The following is a 19156-nucleotide window of genomic DNA, read 5'->3' as shown; positions in this document are numbered from 1 at the left end:
GACCCCGAGGGGTCCCCCTTGTCCAGGACAGGGGTGTGATGCGCCACAAGGTACGCACAGTGAAGTGATCGACACATGTTGTGATGTGACCCACGGTGTTGCCAGCGGTGCAACGGAAAGGACGAGCGCTCATGCGCGAGATCCTCGGAAAGCGACGCAGGCTCCTGTCCCGGCGCGGCGACGGAGGGCCCGAGATGCTCGACGCGGCCCTGACGTTCGCGACGCAATGGCAGTGGCCCGTCCTCCCGGGGGCGACGGCGGACCAGCGGAGCACGTCCCGCTGCACCTGCCCCGACCCGGAGTGCACGGTCCCCGGCGCCCATCCCTTCGACCCCGGCCTCCTCGCGGCCACCACCGACGCGCGCATGGTGCGCTGGTGGTGGGGCAACCGGCCGGCGTCGCCGATCATCCTGGCCACCGGGGGCACGGCTCCCTGCGCGGTCAGCCTCCCCGCCCTCGCGGCCTCGCGCGCGCTCGTGGCGCTCGATCTGCAGGGCATGCGCCTCGGCCCGGTGGTGGCCTCGCCCACCCGCTGGTTCCTCCTGGTGCGGCCGTACTCGATGGAACAGCTCGGCGAGCTGCTCTACGCCAAGGACTTCGTCCCGGGCTCGCTGCGCTTCCACGGCGAGGGCGGGTACATCGCCCTGCCGCCGTCGCAGACCGGCCGCGGCGACATCCGCTGGGAGCGCGCGCCGCTGCCCGACTCGGCCTCGCCCTGGGTGCCCGACGTCGAGGCCGTGGTGGACGCCGTCGTCGACGCCCTCACTCGTACGGGTGTGAGCGCCCCCGAGTTGTAGGGGTGTCGGGCGCGCGCCGGTCCGGACGCCGGTGTTCGCCCTCTATCTTCCGCTGTATGAACCTTCGTCTCCTCGCCCTCGGGGGCGTCGTGGCAGGCGCGATCGCACTGCCTCTGGCCATGGCGTCCGCGGGGCCGGTCGGCGACGAGGGGCGCGCGGCCGATGCTGCCGTCACCCGCGCGCTCGACATGAGCGACCCGCGCGCCGCCGAGGCGTCCGGCCCGCACGCCGCGCGAGGTCACGGCCTGCCGGGTGCGCGACGTCACGGCCCGCCGGGTGCGGAGCGCGCCGACCCCAAGGCGCCCTCCGTCGCGCCGTCGCGGTCCCCGCTGCTGCTCGGCCTGGGGCTGGCCACCGCCGCCCGCTGCGGCCCCGAGCTCACCTCCCCCGACGGGGTGGAGGCGCAGACCTGTGTGCTGTCCCAGGGCGAGGACACCTGGGCGCGCACCTACTACCGCAACGCCACCGGGCGCGCCCTGGACGCCTTCCTGAGCCTCCTGGGCCCCGCTGAACGCACGGTGCAGACGAACTGTGCGGTGGGCGCCGAGGACGAACCACAGTCCTGCGAGACGCCCCATGAGCGGAGCCGGGGGCAACTGGCGGCCTACACGGCGGTCGCGGAGTTCGCGCGAGCATCCGACGACGGGCCGCTGCTTCTGCGTTCCGGCAGCAACTCGCGCGCCGACACGGGGAGTTGAGGTGCACTGGCTCCGTGTGTACGGATTCGCGTACGAAAAAACCCGGTTGCTGGCGACGGGGGATGCACCAGCAACCGGGCTACTCGAACGGTAACAAGAGATCGGCCCCACGCAAATTCGATCTCTTGTTTTCGTCGGCTTTCCGGACACGGGCGAGTCGGCGCTTCTGGCGTCGACTCGCCTTGTGCGAACGGTAGTTGTGAGAGAGCTCACCCGGGACGCCCGCACCCGAACGCTGAACGCCCCTTCAACGAGGCCCGGTTGGGGTCGGGTGGGTCAGAGGCCCGGTTGGGGTCGGGTGGGTCAGCTGAGCGTCACCTGTCGGTTGGTGAGGCCGCCACGCGCGCGACGCTCGTCCGCCGTGAGCGGCGCGTCCGAGGCCAGGGCGACCGCGAGCCGCTCGGCGAACTCGGCGGCCGGCTTCTCCACGTCGTCTGCGGTGACCGCGCTCGGCAGGTCCCACACCGGCACCGTCAGACCGTGCGCGCGGAAGGAGCCCACCAGCCGCGTGCCCTCCCCGAGCCCGGCCCGCCCCGCCGCGTGCAGCCGGGCGAGGGCGTCCAGAAGCTGCTCCTCGGGGTACGGCATGACCCAGCGCAGATGGTTCTTGTCCGGCGTCTCGCACCAGTACGCGGCGTCCACGCCGCTCAGCTTGACGGTCGGGATGGCCGCGGCGTTGGCCCGCTCCAGGGAGGCGGCCACCTCCGGCGCGGCGTTCTCCGGGTCCGGCACCCAGAACTCGAAGCCGCTGTGCACGACCGGCTCGAACGCGCCTTCGGGGTCGAGCAGATCCTGCATCCGCGGACCGTCGGCCGGAGCGCGGCGAGCCTGCACCGGGGTGCCCGGGTCCGCTTCCAGGGCGCGCACCAGGGTGTCGGCCAGGTCGCGGCTGATGTCGCCGGAGGCCGTGTCGTTCTGCAGGCCCAGCAGCACCGAGCCGTCGTCGCGCCGCAGGGCGGGCCAGGCCATCGGCAGCACCGTGGCGAGCGTGACCGACGGGACGCCCGCGGGCAGGCCGTCCTTGAGGGGCAGCTCCACCGTGGCGGCCGGCACCAGCTCGCGCAGCGCCACCCAGTCGCCCTCGCCCGGCAGCCCCTCGAAGGGGCGCTGCACCAGCTCGGTCAGGGCATGCGCGGCGGCCCGGCCGTGGCATGCCTTGTAGCGGCGGCCGCTGCCGCAGGGGCAGGGCTCCCGCGCGCCGACGACCGGGATGTCCGCGTCGGTGAGCTGCGGCCGCTTGGCCTTCGTTGGGGGTCGCTTCTTGGCCACTGGGTGTCTCCCGGGTACGGCTCGTCTGGTACGCCGGGAGCCTAGCCGCTCGCACGCTCCGTCACCGGAACCTGTGGACGATGCAGGGCTCGTGGACAGCGCGCGCGGGGACGGGACGAAGCCGGCGGACGACCCGCTCGGCGACGGGAGGCGCTGGTGGACGACGCGCGCGGCGACGGGAGGAGCTGGGGGACGAGGCGCGTGTCGCACGGGACGAGGGCCGCAGGTGGACCACGCGGGCCCCGCCTCGTGCACAGGCTCTGATCAGTCCAGGTCGTCGAACGCGTCCGCGAAGCCCAGGCCGGGCAGCGAGGCGACCGTGGGGGCCGCCACCCGGGACGCGAAGTCGTCGCGCCGGCAGCCGGCGTCGGGGTCGTACACGTCGGCGTGGACGACGACCCACACCGTGACCTCGCCGCGGGCGTCGTCGCGCACGCCCCAGTCGTCGGCCAGCGCCGTGATGATGTTGAGCCCACGGCCGCCGTGCGCGGTGACGGACGGGGTCGCCGGGGCCGGGCGGGTCGGGCCCCCACCGTCGGTCACCTCGACCACCAGCCGGCCGCCCGGATCGACGTGCCAGGCGGCCCGGACGTCGCCGTCCCCGGCCAGGGCGTCGCCCAGCGGTCTGCCGTGCTTGCAGGCGTTGCTCAAAAGTTCGGAAAGGATCAGTACGGCGTCGTCGATGACCGATTCCGGCACCCCGCCCCTGCGCAGCTGATCGCGCATGCGGTGTCTCGCGTTCCCCACGCCCGCAGGGCCATGGGGTACGGCCATGCTCGACGACGCGGGCACCTCCTGTGCCACCACCAACGCCACCCCCGAGACCTCCTTCGCCCCACGCCACGGTGTGGATGCCCCATTGGCCTGTACCGGAAACCGGCCAACGCGGGTCCGGGGACGCATTCGGATCGACCGAACACGTACCGAACGCGCCGGAGCACTCCCCGTGAGGGGCTTGTCAGGGAGTGGCTGGATCTGGACGGTATGGCTGAGAACGGAGAATGCTGTAGGTGGTGCCGCGGGTCAAGATGTGTGGATGGGGCTTCTGGGACTCGTGGGACTTCTGTGACGTCCCAGAGGTGCCCGTGGGCGCCCCGGGTGCCCGCCTCAGCGGCCCAGGCGTCGCAGGGTCGCGCGCGGGCGGTTGGTGATGATGGCGTCGACGCCCAGGCCGACGCAGAGATCGACGTCCGCGGGTTCGTTCACCGTCCACACGTGCACCTGGTGGCCGGCCCGCTTCAGGCGCTCGATGTAGGCCGGGTGGTTGCGCACGATCCGGATCGAGGGGCCGGCCACCCCGACCCCCGCGGGCAGCCGCCCGTCGCGCAGCCGCGGCGAGACGAACTGCATGAGGTAGACCGCCGGGATCGTGGGCGCGGCGGCGTGCACGCGATGCAGCGAGCGCGCCGAGAAACTCATGATCCGCACCGGTGACTCGGCCGCCGAGGCCGGCGCGTCCAGGCCGAACCGCTTGAGCAGCGTCAGCAGCCGCTCCTCCACCTGTCCGGCCCAGCGGGTCGGATGCTTGGTCTCGATGGCGAGCTCGACCCGCCGCCCCGCGTCGGAGACGAGCTCCAGCAGCCGCTCCAAGGTCAGGACCGACGTCTCCTCGCGGTCCTCGGGCCGGACCTCCCAGTCGGGGTCCTCCTCGCGCGCATGCCAGGCCTCGTGCGCCTCCTTCGTCTTCCAGGAGCCGAAGTCCAGTGCCGCGAGGTCGGCGAGCTCCAGGGCGGAGACCGCGCCCCGTCCGTTGGACGTACGGTTGACGCGGCGGTCGTGCACGCAGACGAGGTGACCGTCCGCGGTCAGCCGCACATCGCATTCGAGGGCGTCCGCACCGTCCTCGATCGCCTTCTTGTACGCGGCCAGGGTGTGCTCCGGGGCTTCCTCGGAGGCGCCTCGGTGGGCGACGACTTGAATGTGGTGCTGCCGTGCGTGAGTCACCGCGTCATCGTGCCACCGCGGGCCCGTCGTCTGAGAACCCTCTGAGATGTTTCGAAAATGCGCGCTTATTGTGCGTAATGCCCCTTATAAAGAAAGACCGGGGACCCACAGGCACCGCTTATGGTGCTCTGACGGCCCGTGGGAAAAGCTGAGACGTACAAAAGGACATGCACAGCTTCAGCGCGCCGGGTCGAGGACGAAGCGTGCGACGCAGCGCGCCGAGCGCCGACGAGCATGACCCAGCGCGACCCAGTGCGACCGCCGAAAACAGCCGTGGATCGAGGAGAAGAGCTGTGAGCACCGAGAACGAGGGCAAGAGCGAGGGCACTCAGGTACCCCCGGCCCCGTCCGCACCCCCCGTGCCGGTGGAGTCTCCCTCGGCCGCCTCGCAGGCGCCCGCGCCGGACACCGGCGCACCCACCACCCCGCTCCCGGCGACGCCCCCGCGGGCGCCGGACGCCGGCCGGGTGGGACCCGCAGGTGCGAGCGGCGCGCCCGAGGGGGACTGGCCCCCGCCCAGCCCGCCCCGGACGGCGTCCGTTCCGTCGGCCCCGGCCGACGGCGACTGGCCGCCGCCGACCGCCCCCCGCGCTTCCTCCGCGCACGAGCCCGCGGCGCCCCAGAGCGCCCCGGCCCCGGCCGCCCCCGGACACGACTGGCAGAGCCAGCCCCCGGCGACCCCGCTGTACGCCGACGCCGGTGCGGGCACGCACGCGTACGGGGACCCCGGCTCCGGTGCGGGCACGCACGCGTACGGGGACCCCGGCTCCGGAGCCGGTGGGGCCGGTGGGGGCAGCGGAACCATCTGGGGAGCCTCCTACCAGCAGCCCGCGCCCAAGTCGGGCCGCGGTCGAGGCGGGCTCGTCGCCGCGGTCCTGATCGCCGCGCTGGTCGCCGGCGGCCTGGGGGGCGGACTCGGCTACACCCTGGCCAAGAACGACGACAACAGCGGCTCCACCACCGTCTCCGCCTCCACCAACGGCGGCGACGTCAAACGAGACCCCGGCACGGTCGCCGGCGTGGCCGCCAAGTCCCTGCCCAGCACGGTCACCATCGAGGCCCAGTCCAGCAGCGGCGAGGGCGGCACCGGCACCGGTTTCGTGTTCGACACCCAGGGCCACATCGTCACCAACAACCATGTGGTCGCGGAGGCTGTCGACGGCGGCAAGCTGACGGCGACCTTCCCCGACGGCAAGAAGTACAACGCCGAGGTCGTCGGACACGCGCAGGGCTACGACGTCGCCGTCATCAAGCTCAAGAACGCCCCCTCGGACCTGAAGCCGCTCACCCTCGGCGACTCCGACAAGGTGGCGGTCGGCGACTCGACGATCGCGATCGGCGCCCCCTTCGGCCTGTCCAACACCGTCACCACGGGCATCATCAGCGCGAAGAACCGCCCGGTGGCGTCCAGCGACGGCTCGGGCAGCTCCTCCTCCTACATGAGCGCCCTGCAGACGGACGCCTCGATCAACCCGGGCAACTCCGGCGGCCCGCTGCTGGACGCCTCGGGCAACGTCATCGGCATCAACTCCGCGATCCAGTCCACCGGCGGCGGCGGGCTGGGCGGCACCACCCAGTCCGGCTCCATCGGCCTCGGCTTCGCCATCCCGATCAACCAGGCCAAGTACGTCGCCCAGCAGCTGATCAAGACCGGTCAGCCCGTCTACGCCAAGATCGGCGCGTCGGTCTCGCTGCAGGAGGGCTCGGGCGGCGCGAAGATCACCGAAACGGCGGAGGGCGGCGCCTCCGCGGTCGAGTCCGGCGGCCCCGCGGACCGGGCCGGCCTCAAGCCCGGCGACGTCATCACCAAGCTCGACGACATGGTGATCGACAGCGGCCCGACCCTCATCGGCGAGATCTGGACCCACCAGCCCGGCGACAAGGTGACGATCACCTACGAGCGCGGCGGCAAGACCCACACCGTCGACCTCACCCTCGGCTCCCGCAAGGGCGACAGCTGACCCACGCGCGCGTGCCTCCCCGGGCGCAGCGACCACTGCTCCCCACGCGCGCGTGCTCACCCCCTGGGTGGACCACGCCCCCGCAACCAGCTCGCGCCCGGTGCGCTCTACCCGCTCCGCCCCAGGTGAGCCGGGGCGCGGGTGGGTTGCCCGAGCGGCCTAAGGGAGCGGTCTCGAAAAACGCGAGGGTGTGACACCGTTCCGATGGGCCCGGGTGTCGACCACTCCGCAGGTCATAGACGTGCTGGTCAGAGGGGGCGCCTCTCGATGAGGGGTTCCCCTTCTGCGCGCGAGCTGTCTCACCTTGATCAGGCTCTGTCACGGTGTGACTCAGTGCGCATGGACCAGACGTGGACCGGAGTCCGGCCCAAGCGAACCACGTACCCGCTGGTCAGCACCCCCTTGCGGTCGGGAGCCGGGACCGTTGCCCAGGACCGCGCGAAGGGGAGTTGGCGGCCTCTACGTACGTGAGGCCGGAAGCGCCGAGACGCGGCAACGAGTGAGGCGGTCTGCCGGAAGTGTGGCTTCCGGCAGACCGCCTCTGCTCGTTGTGAGGCAGCGGATCAGAGGAGCGCACCGTCGGTGATCTGAGTGGCTGTGCCGTTCTTGACCACGACCTCGGCCTCCACGCCCTTCTTGGCGGCCTTCTCCAGGTCGGCCTCCTCGCAGGGGGCGTCCACCTTCGAGCCGGCGGTGCCGCAGATCTGGCCCCCGCCCAGGATCACGGTGTCCTCGGCGAGGAAGAAGGCCTGCTGCTCACCGCCGGAGCCCTGGGCCGCAGGACCGTCGACCAGGTACTTGCCGGGCGCCACGTACCGCACGATGCCGTGCCAGGTGCCGCTGACGCCCTTGCCCTTGTTGAGGCCCTCCACGACGGTCTCGCCGGAGTCGGATGTGCTCCCGGAACCGGACGTGCTGCCACCGCCGGACGTGTTCCCGGAACCGGACGTGCTGCCACCGCCGGACGTGTTCACATGACCAACTCGACTTCACTGAACCGGGGTTGATGCTCCCGCCAAACGCCGGGGGCATCGAGGGTTGCCGATCACCTGTGCGGGGTGCTGGCGGAGTGCCAGCCGGGCCGCTAGGTCGTTGCCCCAAGGGCTCCAGATCGTGCGGAACACAGGGCGTAGGCGATCGCAAGAAGGTGTCATCCCCTCCCCGCCATGGGGGTGAGGATGGCACCTGTTGGGCGAACGGTGTGGGGTCGAGCATGATCAGGGGGCCGTATGCTGGCCGGCAACTCGGGCAGGCTGTGATCCCCTGATCGCGCTCGACGCGGGACCCGAACCGGGGAGTTGGCCGTGGAGCCGACCGCCCCGGCCACAGCGGGAGCCTTCCCGGCCATGATGCTCGCTCTAACGGCGCGACCGGCGTAGCCGGGGCCAGAGCGGGCCGAAGGCAGGAGCGTCGGGCCCCGGCGGTGAGCCGGGGAGTGCGCGGCGAGCGGAGCGAGCCGCCTTGAGATCCCGTACAGAAGGTTGTAACTCTCAGCCGGGCTGGAGATCCCGTAGAGAAGGTTGTAACTCTCAGCCGGGCTGGGCATGGAGCCAGCGGAGGCTAGGGGCCGGCGCTAACCGGTCTCTGGGTGATGCTCATGCTCATGGGGAGGGCCGGCACCCGAGACGAGAGCCTGTGGACCCCGTGTGGACCATGCTCCCCGCTTCGAGCCCGCGCCCGGTAGTCTGTACCCGCTCCGCCCCAGGTGGGCCGGGGCGCGGGTGGGTTGCCCGAGCGGCCTAAGGGAACGGTCTTGAAAACCGTCGTGGCAGCGATGTCACCGTGGGTTCAAATCCCACACCCACCGCAGGTGAACGGCCCCTGACCGGGCAACTGGTCGGGGGCCGCTTCCGTGTCCGTTCACCGTGATCGCCCGGTGTAACCCGAGGTTCACCGCTCAGCGGCAAGCCGCTGCGCTACTTCGGTGATCCGCCCGCGGTGTCGGGAAGGCCGTCGTCGTGGGTGTCGGCTATGGGTTAGGCGAGGGTGAAGTGGCTTCATGGCTCGACATCCGGCTTTCGACGCGTACGAGGTAGCTGCGATCGGAGACACGGAAGACCTTTCGTCGCTGCCGCCGGCGCCCGGCTGCGGTGAGGGCCTCTTCATACCCGTCGACGATGCGAAGCAGTGCGGCCACGGCTTCGGCCTCGGTCCCTTCGAGTTCCCTGTGGACGCCATAACTCGAGGCTTCCGCTTGACCCCGAGCTTTCACGACGGCCCATCGGGGCATGGCGTTCGCCAGTCCGTGAGACGACGTGAGCCGCGAAGTCCCGTACTCCGTCGCGCAGTCGGCCCGAACCCGGTCTCGGGCTGGGTGATCTTGGCGCGGGAGATATCGGAACGGGGAACGACCCGGTCTCGCCTTCCGGAACCTCACGAGGCGCGGTGGCCGGCCCCCTAGGATGGCGGGCGGGGCGGGGCTGTAGCGCCGTGGTCGTCGCGCGCGGTCTCCAAAACCGTGAGGACGCCGGTTCGAATCCGGCCGGTTCCGCCTTCCCGCCGTATCCGGCGGGCCCGCCGTGACCGTTTCTTGGTCCGGCGCGGAGATGATCATTGCCGTTTCTTCATCCCGCCATGGGCCGCGACGATGTGTCGTTGACGGACCACCGACGCGTGCTTCGGAGGTTTCGTTCGGCCGTGTCGTCGGCCGGCGTGCTCGGGAGCCGCTCGTCGCATCCTGATCGATCCCAAGGAACAAGTGTGTCTCGTTCATCCCGCGCCGCCTCGGCGGCCCGCGTCATCGGCACGTTCGCGGCGTCGGCCGCACTCGCCGTCGGCACCGCCCACACGGCCCTCGCGTGCAGCATCGGCGACTTCTCCGCGGCCGCCGTCTGTGACGCGCACGGCAACGGCGTCATCCGCGTCACCGACAAGGACTCCTCCGGCACGCCGGCCACCGTCTCCCTGTTCCTCCAGTTGAACCAGCCGTTCAACAACCTGCGCCTCGTCGACACGAAGAAGATCGAGCACCCGACCGGGCACGGCGTCACCGTCGATCTCGTCCCGCTGGACTGGTACGCGGGTGAAACGTTCCAGGTCCACATCAAGGCGGGCGACCAGGTCGACGACGACATCGAGCCGCTGGTCGTCGTCCAGGACGAGACGTGCGCCAGCGCCGGCCCGTCTGTCCCGGCGTCCGCCACGCCGTCCGGCCGACCGTCGACGGCGCCCCCCGCGTCGTCGCCTTCGGCCTCCTCCGCGCCGGTTTCCGCTCCGGTCTCCGCGTCGGCTTCCGCTCCGTCGTCCTCCGCCTCGTCGAGCGCGCAGGCGCCCGCGGCGCCGGGCGGTGGCGCGCCGTCGCCCGCAGGCGGTGGCACCGTCCTGGCCGAGACCGGGGCGGACGGTCGTACGCCGGTGGTCGGCGGCGTCGCCGGTGCGCTGGTCGTCGTCGGGGGCGGCATCGTCCTCGCACTGCGCCGTCGCAGGGCGCCGCACTCGCACTGACGGCGGACGGACCCGGGCGTCAGCCCGGTGTGTCCGGTGCGTCTGGTGCGTCTGGTGCGCCCGGTGCGTCGCGGGTCAGGCGGTGGGTGGTCAGGCGGTGGGTGGTCATGCGCGCCGCCGAGGCGAGCGTGCCCCTGGCCTCCCTCGCCGTCAGGCCGGTTCGTACGGCGGCGGCGATCAGGTCCTCGGTCAGTTCCGGGCCGATGCCGTCCTCGAAGGCCCGGCACGCCGCCCAGAACAGCCGGGTGTTGCGCTGCCCCTCGTGGGCGGCCAGGACGAACTGGACCAGACCGCGGCCGTGCGCGTCGCCCGCCGTCGAGACGGCGCCGCCGGAGCGATGCGGGCGCGGCGGCGGCAGCAGCAGGCGCAAGAGGGAGCGGGGGCAGGGCGCGGGCGCGAGGCGGGCGGTGCCGGGGGCGGTGGCGTAGACGCCGTGTGCGGTGCGGGAACCGGGGCCGACCAGGTACCCGCCGGCGCCCCGGATGTCGATGCCGGGGGCCAGGCGGCCGGCCGAGTTGGGGACGACGACGTCCGGCGGACCGGTGAGCCACAGGTGCCGGCCGCCGGACGGGGTGAGGACGATGATCGTCGGCGGGACGGTGAACCGGTGGCGCAGAGCCAGGGCACGCAGCGAGGCCGCGGAGTCCGTGTCCGACTTGATGTCCAGGTCGACGCCGATGAGGTGGTGCGGGGGCAGGCCGCAGGCGATGCCGTAGCCGGTGGCCCAGGGCGCGGCGCCGAACAGTTCGCGGATCCGGGCCGGGTCGGTCGAGGCGTCGTAGACCCCGTGGCCGAGGCGGCCGCACTCGCCGTGGCAGGGCGGCCCGGCGGGTACAGGGTCGTCGCGGTGGGGGGAGCGCAGGGCGGGGAGTTTCGTCCGGGACAGCGGGATGACGGCCAGGCCGCGTTCGGCGGCCGACAGGGCGTGGGCGAGGGCCAGGGTGGCGGCCTGCCGGGGATACCGGTCGGTGGAGGCCATGCCCTCAGTGTCGTACGCATGTTCGATAAAGGGAAGGGGGGCGGGCGTCGGCGTGCCGGAAGGCGGTCGGGTGCGGCGGAACGACGGTGGCACGTCGTCCCGCGCCGCCCTTCTTCTGCGACGGCCGCCTTGACAGCCGACGCAATCTGACGGACAGTCAGAAACCGTCTGGAAGGAGCGCCGTTGTGGACGACGACGACCATCTCCACCTGCGGCTCAAGGCCTTCGAGGGCCGCCCCGCCGCAGTCGCCGGTGGCGGCCGGGACCCCGTCAACGCGCCCATGATCCGGCACTGGTGCGAGGCGATGGGCGACGCCAACCCGGCGTACACCGGCCCCGGCGCGATCGCCCCGCCCACCATGCTCCAGGCGTGGATCATGGGCGGTCTGAGCGGTCACGAAGGACGGGCGCGGGCCTACGACGAACTGCTCGCCCTCCTCGACGCGGCGGGCTGCACGGCCGTCGTCGCCACCGACTGCGAACAGGAGTACGCGCGTCCGCTGCGCCCCGGGGACGAGGTCGCCTTCGACACCGTGATCGAGTCGGTCTCGCGACGCAAGACGACCAGGCTGGGGGCCGGTCACTTCGTGACGACCAGGACCGACGTCCGCGTGGACGGAACCCTCGTCGCCACCCACCGCTTCCGCATCCTCAAGTACGCGCCCGTCGCACGGGAGCCGGCACCCGGGACGGGGGCCGTCGAGCAGTCCGAGCACGGGAACGGAGACGTGGGGGCGTCCGAGCACGGGACGGCGGCGGTGGAGCGGTCCGGGACGGAGGAAGCCGCGGTTGGGCGGTCGGAGTCGGGCATGGGGGTGGTGGAGCGGTCGGGGTCGGGTAAGGCGGCGGTGGAGCGGTCGGGGTCGGGTAAGGCGGCGGTGGAGCGGTCGGGGTCGGGTAAGGCGGCGGTGGAGCGGTCGGCGTCGGGTAAGGCGGCGGTGGAGCGGTCGGCGTCGGGTAAGGCGGCGGAGCGGTCGGAGCTTCGGCCGCGGCCCGTCGTCAACCGCGACAACGCCGGCTTCTGGGCGGGAGTGCGCGACCACCGCTTCCTCATCCAGCGGTGCGCCGCCTGCGACACCCTGCGCTTCCCCTGGCTGCCCGGCTGCAACGCCTGCGGCTCCGCGCAGTGGGACACGGTCGACGCGGGCGGCGAGGGCACGGTCTTCTCGTACGTCGTGATGCACCATCCGCGCTTCCCCGCGTTCTCCCCGCCCTACGCGGTGGGCCTGGTCGAGCTCGCCGAGGGCGTCCGCGTGATCAGCGACGTCGTCGGGGTGCCCTACGACAAGGTGCGCATCGGGATGCCGGTGGCGCTGGAGTTCCAGGTCTGCGACGACGAGCTGACGCTGCCCGTGTTCCGCGCGCGGGAGGGTGCCGCGTGAAGGCCGGGGACGAGCTCCCGCCGCTGGAGATCGCCGTCACCCGGACCCTGATCGTCGCCGGCGCCGTCGCCTCGCGGGACTTCCAGGACGTCCACCACGACCCCGAACTGGCCCGGCGCAAGGGGTCCCCGGACATCTTCATGAACATCCTGACCACCAACGGCCTGGTCGGCCGCTACCTCACCGACTGCTTCGGCCCCTCGGCGGTGCTCCACAAGGTCGCCATCCGGCTCGGCGCGCCCAACTACCCGGGAGACACCATGGTGTTGAGAGGCAGGGTCGAGGAGGTCGACGGCGACACGGCCGTGGTGCGGATCACCGGGGACAACGGCGTCGGCCGGCATGTCACGGGGACGGCCACGCTCACCGTCCCGCAGGAGGCCGGCGCGTGAGCGTGCGCACGCGGGACCTGCTCGGCGGCCGGGCCGCGATCGTCGGGATCGGGGCCACGGAGTTCTCCAAGGACTCGGGGCGCAGCGAGCTGCGGCTGGCGGCGGAGGCGGTGCGGGCGGCCCTGGCCGACGCGGGCCTCGCGCCCGCCGACGTGGACGGCCTGGTGACCTTCACGATGGACACCAGCCCGGAGATCACCGTGGCGCAGGCCTGCGGCATGGGCGAGCTGTCCTTCTTCTCCCGGGTCCACTACGGCGGCGGGGCGGCCTGTGCGACGGTGCAGCAGGCGGCGCTGGCCGTGGCGACGGGCGTGGCCGAGGTCGTCGTCTGCTATCGCGCCTTCAACGAGCGCTCGGGGCGGCGCTTCGGGTCGGGCGTGCGGCACCGGGAGCCGTCGGCGGAGGGGGCGGCGCTCGGCTGGTCGCTGCCGTTCGGGCTGCTCACGCCCGCCTCCTGGGTGGCGATGGCGGCCCAGCGGTACCTGTACGCCCACGGGCTGAGCGCGGAGGAGGCCTTCGGGCCCGTCGCCGTCACCGCCCGGCGGCACGCGGCGGCGAACCCGGCGGCTTACTTCCACGAGCGCCCGATCAGCCTCGCCGACCACGCGGCCTCGCGCTGGATCGCGGAGCCGCTCAGGCTGCTGGACTGCTGTCAGGAGACGGACGGCGGTCAGGCGCTGGTCGTCACCTCGCTGGAGCGGGCCCGCGACCTGCCGCGGCCGCCCGCCGTGATCGCGGCGGCGGCGCAGGGCTCGGGCCGGGCCCAGGAGCAGATGACCAGCTTCTACCGCGACGACCTGACGGGGCTGCCGGAGACGGCCGTGGTCGCCCGTCAGCTGTGGCGCGGGTCGGGGCTCGCGCCGGCCGACATCGACGTGGGCATCCTGTACGACCACTTCACGCCGTTCGTGCTGATGCAGCTGGAGGAGTTCGGCTTCTGCCCCCGCGGCGAGGCGGGGGCCTTCGTGGCGGAGGACCGGCTGCCGCTCAACACCCACGGCGGCCAGCTCGGGGAGGCGTACCTCCATGGGATGAACGGCATCGCGGAGGCCGTACGCCAGCTGCGCGGCACCTCCGTGAACCAGTCGCCGGGGGCCGCTCGGGTCCTGGTGACGGCGGGGACCGGGGTGCCGACGTCGGGTCTCGTCCTCACCTCGGACGGATGAGTCCCGGGCGTCCGGCCGACACCGCCGGGTGTCCTGCACGGCGGGAGTCGTGCCCCGGACCAGACGGCGGGAGTCGTCTCCCGGTACCAGATGGCGGGAGTCATTCCCCGGTACCAGACGGCGGGAGTCATTCCCCGGTACCAGACGGCAGGAGTCATACCCCGGAACCAGGGGGCATCCCGCAGTGGGCGGGGACTTCTCGTCCACCTTCAGGAGGTGGGGCCGGCACCACCCCTACAACCTGAGACGGACCCGCCTTCGGGACCTGCGGGCGATCCGCGCGGACGGGGCGCGAACCTAGCGTGGAGCCATGACCCCACCCGTCTGCACCAGCGCTTCGAACGGCATGACGCGGCCCGCGCCTTACCCGTCCTTCGCGTCGTACGTCAGGGCCCGTCAGCCGGTGCTGCTGCGCACCGCCCGGTCGCTGACCGCGAACCCGTGCGATGCGGAGGACCTGCTCCAGTCCGCGCTCGCCAAGACGTACGTGGCGTGGGAGCGGATCGAGGACCACCGGGCGCTGGACGGCTACGTCCGCCGGGCCCTGCTGAACACGCGCACGTCGCAGTGGCGCAAGCGCAAGGTCGACGAGTACGTGTGCGACGAGCTGCCGGAGCCGGATCCCGTCATCGGGGCCGAGGACCCGGCCGAGCAGCAGGCGCTGCACGATGCCATGTGGCGGGCGGTCACGAAGCTTCCCGCGCGGCAGCGGGCGATGGTCGTCCTCAGGTACTACGAGGATCTCAGCGAGGCCCAGACGGCCGAAGTGCTCGGCGTCTCGGTGGGCACGGTGAAGTCGGCGGTGTCACGGGCCCTGGGCAAGCTCCGCGAGGACCCTGAGCTGGGACTTGTTCGATAGCGCGCCGACCTGGTGTGCTGACCTGGGCTTTGTCGTGACGTGATCGATCACCGTCAGCTAGTGACATACCGCGCGGTATGTGCGCAGAATCAGCGCAACAGTTACCACCGCGTAGGCAATGTCGCCGCCCTGGGAGGACCCCGTGCTCAGCACCATGCAGGACGTACCGCTGCTGATCTCCAGGATCCTGACCCATGGGGCGAAGATTCACGGAACGTCGCAGGTGACCACCTGGACGGGCGAGGGCGAGCCGCGCCGACGCTCCTTCGCCGAGATCGGCGACCGCGCGGCCCAGCTGGCGCACGCCCTGCGCGACGACCTCGGAGTGAGCGGCGACGACCGGGTCGCCACGCTCATGTGGAACAACGCCGAGCACGTCGAGGCCTACTTCGCGATCCCCGCCATGGGCGCCGTGCTGCACACCCTGAACCTGCGCCTGCCGGCGGAGCAGCTCACGTGGATCGTCGACCACGCCGCCGACAAGGTCGTCATAGTCAACGGCTCCCTGCTGCCCCTGATCGCACCGCTGCTCCCGCGCCTGCGGACGGTCGAGCACGTCGTGGTGTCCGGCCCCGGCGACCGCTCCCTTCTCGACGGCGGCCACGCGCGCGTGCACGAGTACGAGGAGCTCCTCGCGGGCAAGCCCGTCAGCTACGACTGGCCCGAGCTCGACGAACGCTCGGCGGCCGCCATGTGCTACACCTCGGGCACCACGGGCGACCCCAAGGGCGTGGTCTACAGCCACCGGTCGATCTACCTGCACTCGATGCAGGTGAACATGACCCAGTCGATGGGCCTCACCGACCAGGACACCTCGCTCGTCGTCGTCCCGCAGTTCCACGTCAACGCCTGGGGCCTGCCGCACGCCACCTTCATGACCGGCGTCAACATGCTGATGCCGGACCGCTTCCTGCAGCCCGCGCCGCTCGCCGAGATGATCGAGAGCGAACGGCCGACCCACGCGGCGGCCGTCCCGACCATCTGGCAGGGCCTGCTCACGGAGCTCACCGCCAGGCCGCGGGACGTCTCCACCCTCACCCAGGTCACCATCGGCGGCGCGGCCTGTCCGCCTTCCCTCATGGCCGCCTTCGACGCGCTGGGCATGCGCGTCTGCCACGCCTGGGGCATGACCGAGACCTCCCCGCTCGGCACCGTCGCCCGCCCGCCGGCCCACGCGGTCGGCACCGACGAGGAGTTCGCCTACCGCATCACCCAGGGCCGCTTCCCGGCCGCCGTCGAGGCCCGGCTCACCGGCCGCGACGGCGAACGCCTGCCCTGGGACGGGAAGTCCGCCGGCGAGCTGGAGGTGCGCGGCATGTGGATCGCGGGCGCCTACTACAACGGTCCCGACGCCGAACCCCTGCGCCCCGCCGACAAGTTCAGCGAGGACGGCTGGCTGAAGACGGGCGACGTCGGCAGCATCTCCCCCGACGGCTTCCTCACCCTCACCGACCGCGCCAAGGACGTCATCAAGTCCGGCGGCGAGTGGATCTCCTCGGTGGAGCTGGAGAACGCGCTGATGTCCCACCCCGACGTCATGGAGGCGGCGGTCGTCGCCGTCCCGGACGAGAAGTGGGGCGAGCGCCCGCTGGCCACGGTCGTCCTCAAGGAGGGCTCCACCGCCGACTTCGCGTCCCTGCGCGCCTTCCTCGCCGCCGAGGGCGGAATCGCCAGGTGGCAGCTTCCCGAGCGCTGGACGATCGTCGAGGCCGTCCCGAAGACGAGCGTGGGCAAGTTCGACAAGAAGGTGCTCCGTAAGCGATACGCCGAGGGCGAGCTGGACATCACCCGCCTCTGAGCCCGGCGTCGGACCACCGCACGCACCTCCGGCCGGGGCACCCACGCCGGCCCGGGCAGCGGTACGCCGGACGGGCAGCTCGCGGCGCCTGTCCGGCACACCTGTGCCAGGGCTGGCTGACCGGTCGCGCCCGCCGGGCCGGCCGCTCCGGCGGCGGAGGACGTCGAGCCGAAGTCGTCGGCGATGAGGGGGAGCAGCGGGGCCGCGAGGCAGATGTTGGCGGCCGTGACGGCGGTGCGTAGCGCGATGAGGGTCAGGGGGGAGGTTCGGCTGCCGGCCCGTGGCCGGGGTCGTGGTGGCCCGCTGTGGGGCGGCGGTGGGCGTGCGGGCGGCTGCGGACGACGCGGGCGACGCGGGCGACCCCGTCGGTCGGTGGTCCCGTCGGTCGGTGGTCCTGGTTGTTGTTCGCCCACGGCGAGCGCACCCTCGCCCCGCGGCCCGTCGGTCCGTGGTCCCGTCGGTCGGTGGTCCAGTTGTCAGTTGGTGCCGATCCGGGCCAGCAGGTCCACGATCCTGCCCTGGACCTCGGGGCTCGTCGACCGCTCGGCGAGGAAGAGGACCGTCTCCCCCGACGCCAGCCGCGGCAGGTCCGCATGGTCCACGGCGGCCGTGTAGACGACCAGCGGGGTGCGGTTGAGCTGCCCGTTCGCCCGCAGCCAGTCCAGGATCCCGGACTGCCGCCGGTGCACCTGCATCAGGTCCATCACGACCAGGTTCGGCCGCAGCTGCCCGGCGAGGGTGACGGCGTCCGCGTCGCTGGCCGCCCGGGCCACCTGCATCCCGCGTCGCTCCAGCGCCGAGGTCAGCGCGAGGGCGATCTCGGCGTGCTCCTCGATGAGCAGCACCCGCGGCGGATGCTGCTCGCTGTCGCGCGGCGCGAGCGCCTTCAGCAGGACGGCGGGGTCGGCGCCGTAGGCCGCCTCGCGCGTCGCCTGCCCGAGCCCGGCCGTGACCAGGACCGGCACCTCGGCGGCGACGGCCGCCGCGCGCAGCGACTGCAGCGCGGTGCGGGTGATCGGCCCGGTCAACGGGTCCACGAACAGCGCCGCCGGGAACGCGGCGATCTGGGCGTCGACCTCCTCGCGCGAGTGGACGATCACCGGACGGTAGCCGCGGTCGCTGAGCGCCTGCTGCGTGTGGACGTCAGGCGCGGGCCACACCAGCAGCCGCCGCGGATTGTCCAGCGGCTCGGGCGGCAGCTCGTCGTCCAGCGGCTGCGGCCGCGGCGGATCCGCCACCTCGACGGCCCCACCGGGACCGTCCAGCGGCTCGGGCCCCTCGGCGGCGTTCTCGTCCGGGGCTCCTATGGCGTACGACCGTCCGGCGCCGTCGGTGCCCGGACCGCCGGGCACGAGCCGCGACTGCCCCGCGAGCGAGGGGTGGGTCTGCGGCCCCGGCGTCGCGGCGGCCTGCGGCTGCGGCGTGACGACGGCCTGCGGCGCCGTGGAGACCGGCGGGACGCCCGTCCCCAGGGGCCGCCCGGCCTGGGGCGGAAGAGGCGGAAGGGGCTGCTCGGCCGACGGGTGCGGCCGGCCCGCCTGCTCCGGGCGGATCGCCGGATCGGGCGGGGTCCCCAGCTTGCGACGCCGCCCGGAACCGCCCGGGGAGTGCGGGGCGGGGGTGGCGGAGGCCGACGGCGCCTGCGCCTGAAGCACCTGCTGAGCCTGTTGAGTCTGCTGGGCCTGCTGCGGCGTCTGCGCTCGCTGCGCCTGCGCGGCCTGCTGCACCCGCTGAGCTTGCTGCGCCTGCGCCTGCACCTGCGCCTGCACCGGCTGCCGGGTGAACGGCACGCCCTGACCCAGGGTCCGCACGCTGATCGCGCGCCCCTGGGTGGAGTTGGGGTCCACGGCCGGCGCGGCCGCGGCCTCGGCGGGCAACGGCTGAGCGGCGCGCGGCTGTCCGACGGCGGCTTCCGGCGGGAGCGGGGTGCCTCCGCCCGGGGTCGGCGTGAGCGGGGCGGCCTGCCCGGGGGCGGCCGTGCCGCTGGGCGCCGGGGCGCTCGGGACGGTCCCGGGCGCGGCTTCGGCGGGGAGCGGCTGGCCCGGCCCGGGCGCCTGCGGCGCGACCGCGGCCACGGGTGCGGACGGGGGGACCGGGACCGGCTGTGCGCCGGCGACGGGCTGCCCGGCCTGCGCCTGCGCCTGCGCCTGCACCGGTGCCTGGGGCTGTGGCGGCTGGGCCTGCGCCGGGACGGCCGCTTGGGCCACCACGGGTCCGGCCTGCCCGGGCGCGCCGACGGCTTCGGCGGCCGGCTGGGCGACGGCTCGACGACGACGGCCGGTGGGCGCGGTCGTCGGGTGCGGCTGGGGCGGGGTGTGGTCGTCGGACTGGTCCTGCGGGACGACGTCATGCCGTCCGTGGTCCGCCGCGGAGCCATCCATGGATCCCTGAACAGGCGCCTGTCCCTGTCCCTTTGCCTGTGCGGGGATCGGAGCCTGCACCGGAACCGGACCGTGTGCGGGGACGG

14 protein-coding genes, 2 tRNA genes and 1 pseudogene are annotated in these 19156 nt (G+C 73.0%); 11 read left to right on the top strand and 6 right to left on the bottom strand.

Annotated features, from left to right (window positions below; genetic code table 11):
- Positions 1 to 131: 131 nt before the first annotated feature.
- Positions 132 to 797, top strand: a complete 666-nt coding sequence (locus tag ACFVYK_RS30385) for a bifunctional DNA primase/polymerase (RefSeq protein WP_389779542.1) — start codon at positions 132 to 134, stop codon at positions 795 to 797.
- 56 nt (positions 798 to 853) lie between these two features.
- Positions 854 to 1495, top strand: a complete 642-nt coding sequence (locus ACFVYK_RS30380) for a hypothetical protein (protein WP_389779541.1) — start codon at positions 854 to 856, stop codon at positions 1493 to 1495.
- A 303-nt stretch (positions 1496 to 1798) separates the two neighbouring features.
- Here ACFVYK_RS30380 and ACFVYK_RS30375 read toward each other — a convergent pair whose 3' ends face one another.
- The 3 genes from ACFVYK_RS30375 to ACFVYK_RS30365 all read right to left on the bottom strand — a co-directional run bounded on the left by ACFVYK_RS30375 (position 1799) and on the right by ACFVYK_RS30365 (position 4708).
- Positions 1799 to 2764, bottom strand: coding sequence for a DUF5926 family protein (locus ACFVYK_RS30375; protein ID WP_389779539.1), 966 nt, complete (start codon positions 2762 to 2764; stop codon positions 1799 to 1801).
- A 264-nt stretch (positions 2765 to 3028) separates the two neighbouring features.
- Positions 3029 to 3667, bottom strand: a complete 639-nt coding sequence (locus ACFVYK_RS30370; RefSeq protein WP_389779537.1) for an ATP-binding protein — start codon at positions 3665 to 3667, stop codon at positions 3029 to 3031.
- Positions 3668 to 3871: 204 nt separating this feature from the next.
- Positions 3872 to 4708: a glycerophosphodiester phosphodiesterase gene (locus tag ACFVYK_RS30365; RefSeq protein WP_389779536.1), complete on the bottom strand. Its 837-nt coding sequence runs from the start codon at positions 4706 to 4708 to the stop codon at positions 3872 to 3874.
- Between the two features lie 293 nt (positions 4709 to 5001).
- Between ACFVYK_RS30365 and ACFVYK_RS30360 the strand changes: the two genes are divergently transcribed.
- Positions 5002 to 6669, top strand: a complete 1668-nt coding sequence (locus ACFVYK_RS30360) for a trypsin-like peptidase domain-containing protein (protein WP_389779534.1) — start codon at positions 5002 to 5004, stop codon at positions 6667 to 6669.
- Positions 6670 to 7232: 563 nt separating this feature from the next.
- On the opposite strand, the gene ACFVYK_RS30355 is transcribed toward ACFVYK_RS30360, so the two are convergent.
- Positions 7233 to 7643: a hypothetical protein gene (locus ACFVYK_RS30355; RefSeq protein ID WP_389779532.1), complete on the bottom strand. Its 411-nt coding sequence runs from the start codon at positions 7641 to 7643 to the stop codon at positions 7233 to 7235.
- Between the two features lie 746 nt (positions 7644 to 8389).
- Here ACFVYK_RS30355 and ACFVYK_RS30350 point away from each other — a divergent pair.
- From ACFVYK_RS30350 to ACFVYK_RS30340, 3 genes are all read left to right on the top strand, one after another.
- Positions 8390 to 8476, top strand: a tRNA-Ser gene (locus ACFVYK_RS30350).
- Positions 8477 to 9085: 609 nt separating this feature from the next.
- Positions 9086 to 9160, top strand: a tRNA-Trp gene (locus tag ACFVYK_RS30345).
- A gap of 209 nt (positions 9161 to 9369) precedes the next feature.
- Positions 9370 to 10113, top strand: coding sequence for an LAETG motif-containing sortase-dependent surface protein (locus tag ACFVYK_RS30340; RefSeq protein ID WP_389779531.1), 744 nt, complete (start codon positions 9370 to 9372; stop codon positions 10111 to 10113).
- A 19-nt stretch (positions 10114 to 10132) separates the two neighbouring features.
- Here the strand turns inward: ACFVYK_RS30340 and ACFVYK_RS30335 are convergent, their stop codons facing one another.
- A complete protein-coding gene (locus tag ACFVYK_RS30335; protein WP_389779529.1) occupies positions 10133 to 11092 on the bottom strand; it encodes a bifunctional DNA primase/polymerase in 960 nt (319 codons plus the stop codon).
- 185 nt (positions 11093 to 11277) lie between these two features.
- Between ACFVYK_RS30335 and ACFVYK_RS30330 the strand changes: the two genes are divergently transcribed.
- From ACFVYK_RS30330 to ACFVYK_RS30310, 5 genes are all read left to right on the top strand, one after another.
- On the top strand, positions 11278 to 12474 hold the full coding sequence (locus ACFVYK_RS30330; RefSeq protein ID WP_389779527.1) for an OB-fold domain-containing protein: 1197 nt from the start codon (positions 11278 to 11280) through the stop codon (positions 12472 to 12474).
- The gene (locus ACFVYK_RS30325; RefSeq protein ID WP_389779525.1) at positions 12471 to 12866 is read left to right on the top strand and encodes a MaoC family dehydratase; all 396 of its coding nucleotides are present in this window, start codon (positions 12471 to 12473) and stop codon (positions 12864 to 12866) included. Before ACFVYK_RS30330 ends, ACFVYK_RS30325 begins: the two co-directional genes overlap by 4 nt.
- Entirely contained in the window at positions 12863 to 14032 is a 1170-nt protein-coding gene (locus tag ACFVYK_RS30320; RefSeq protein WP_389779524.1) for a lipid-transfer protein, read from the top strand. Before ACFVYK_RS30325 ends, ACFVYK_RS30320 begins: the two co-directional genes overlap by 4 nt.
- 310 nt (positions 14033 to 14342) lie before the next feature.
- Entirely contained in the window at positions 14343 to 14891 is a 549-nt protein-coding gene (locus ACFVYK_RS30315; RefSeq protein ID WP_389779522.1) for a SigE family RNA polymerase sigma factor, read from the top strand.
- Between the two features lie 142 nt (positions 14892 to 15033).
- Entirely contained in the window at positions 15034 to 16689 is a 1656-nt protein-coding gene (locus ACFVYK_RS30310) for a long-chain fatty acid--CoA ligase (RefSeq protein WP_389779520.1), read from the top strand.
- Between the two features lie 476 nt (positions 16690 to 17165).
- On the opposite strand, the pseudogene ACFVYK_RS30305 reads toward ACFVYK_RS30310, so the two are convergent.
- Positions 17166 to 19156: pseudogene (locus ACFVYK_RS30305) on the bottom strand (histidine kinase); the annotation flags it as partial.

This window comes from Streptomyces sp. NPDC058291 (assembly GCF_042880855.1).
In the GTDB taxonomy this organism is placed as follows: Bacteria; Actinomycetota; Actinomycetes; order Streptomycetales; family Streptomycetaceae; genus Streptomyces.
This window is presented reverse-complemented; position numbering and strand designations above follow the sequence as displayed.

Excerpts from the sequence above, each read along its gene's own strand:
- ACFVYK_RS30385 (WP_389779542.1), top strand. The coding sequence starts at position 132 with ATGCGCGAGATCCTCGGAAAGCGACGCAGGCTCCTGTCCCGGCGCGGC.
- ACFVYK_RS30380 (WP_389779541.1), top strand. The coding sequence starts at position 854 with ATGAACCTTCGTCTCCTCGCCCTCGGGGGCGTCGTGGCAGGCGCGATC.
- ACFVYK_RS30370 (WP_389779537.1), bottom strand. The coding sequence starts at position 3,667 with ATGCGTCCCCGGACCCGCGTTGGCCGGTTTCCGGTACAGGCCAATGGG.
- ACFVYK_RS30335 (WP_389779529.1), bottom strand. The coding sequence starts at position 11,092 with ATGGCCTCCACCGACCGGTATCCCCGGCAGGCCGCCACCCTGGCCCTC.
- ACFVYK_RS30315 (WP_389779522.1), top strand. The coding sequence starts at position 14,343 with ATGACCCCACCCGTCTGCACCAGCGCTTCGAACGGCATGACGCGGCCC.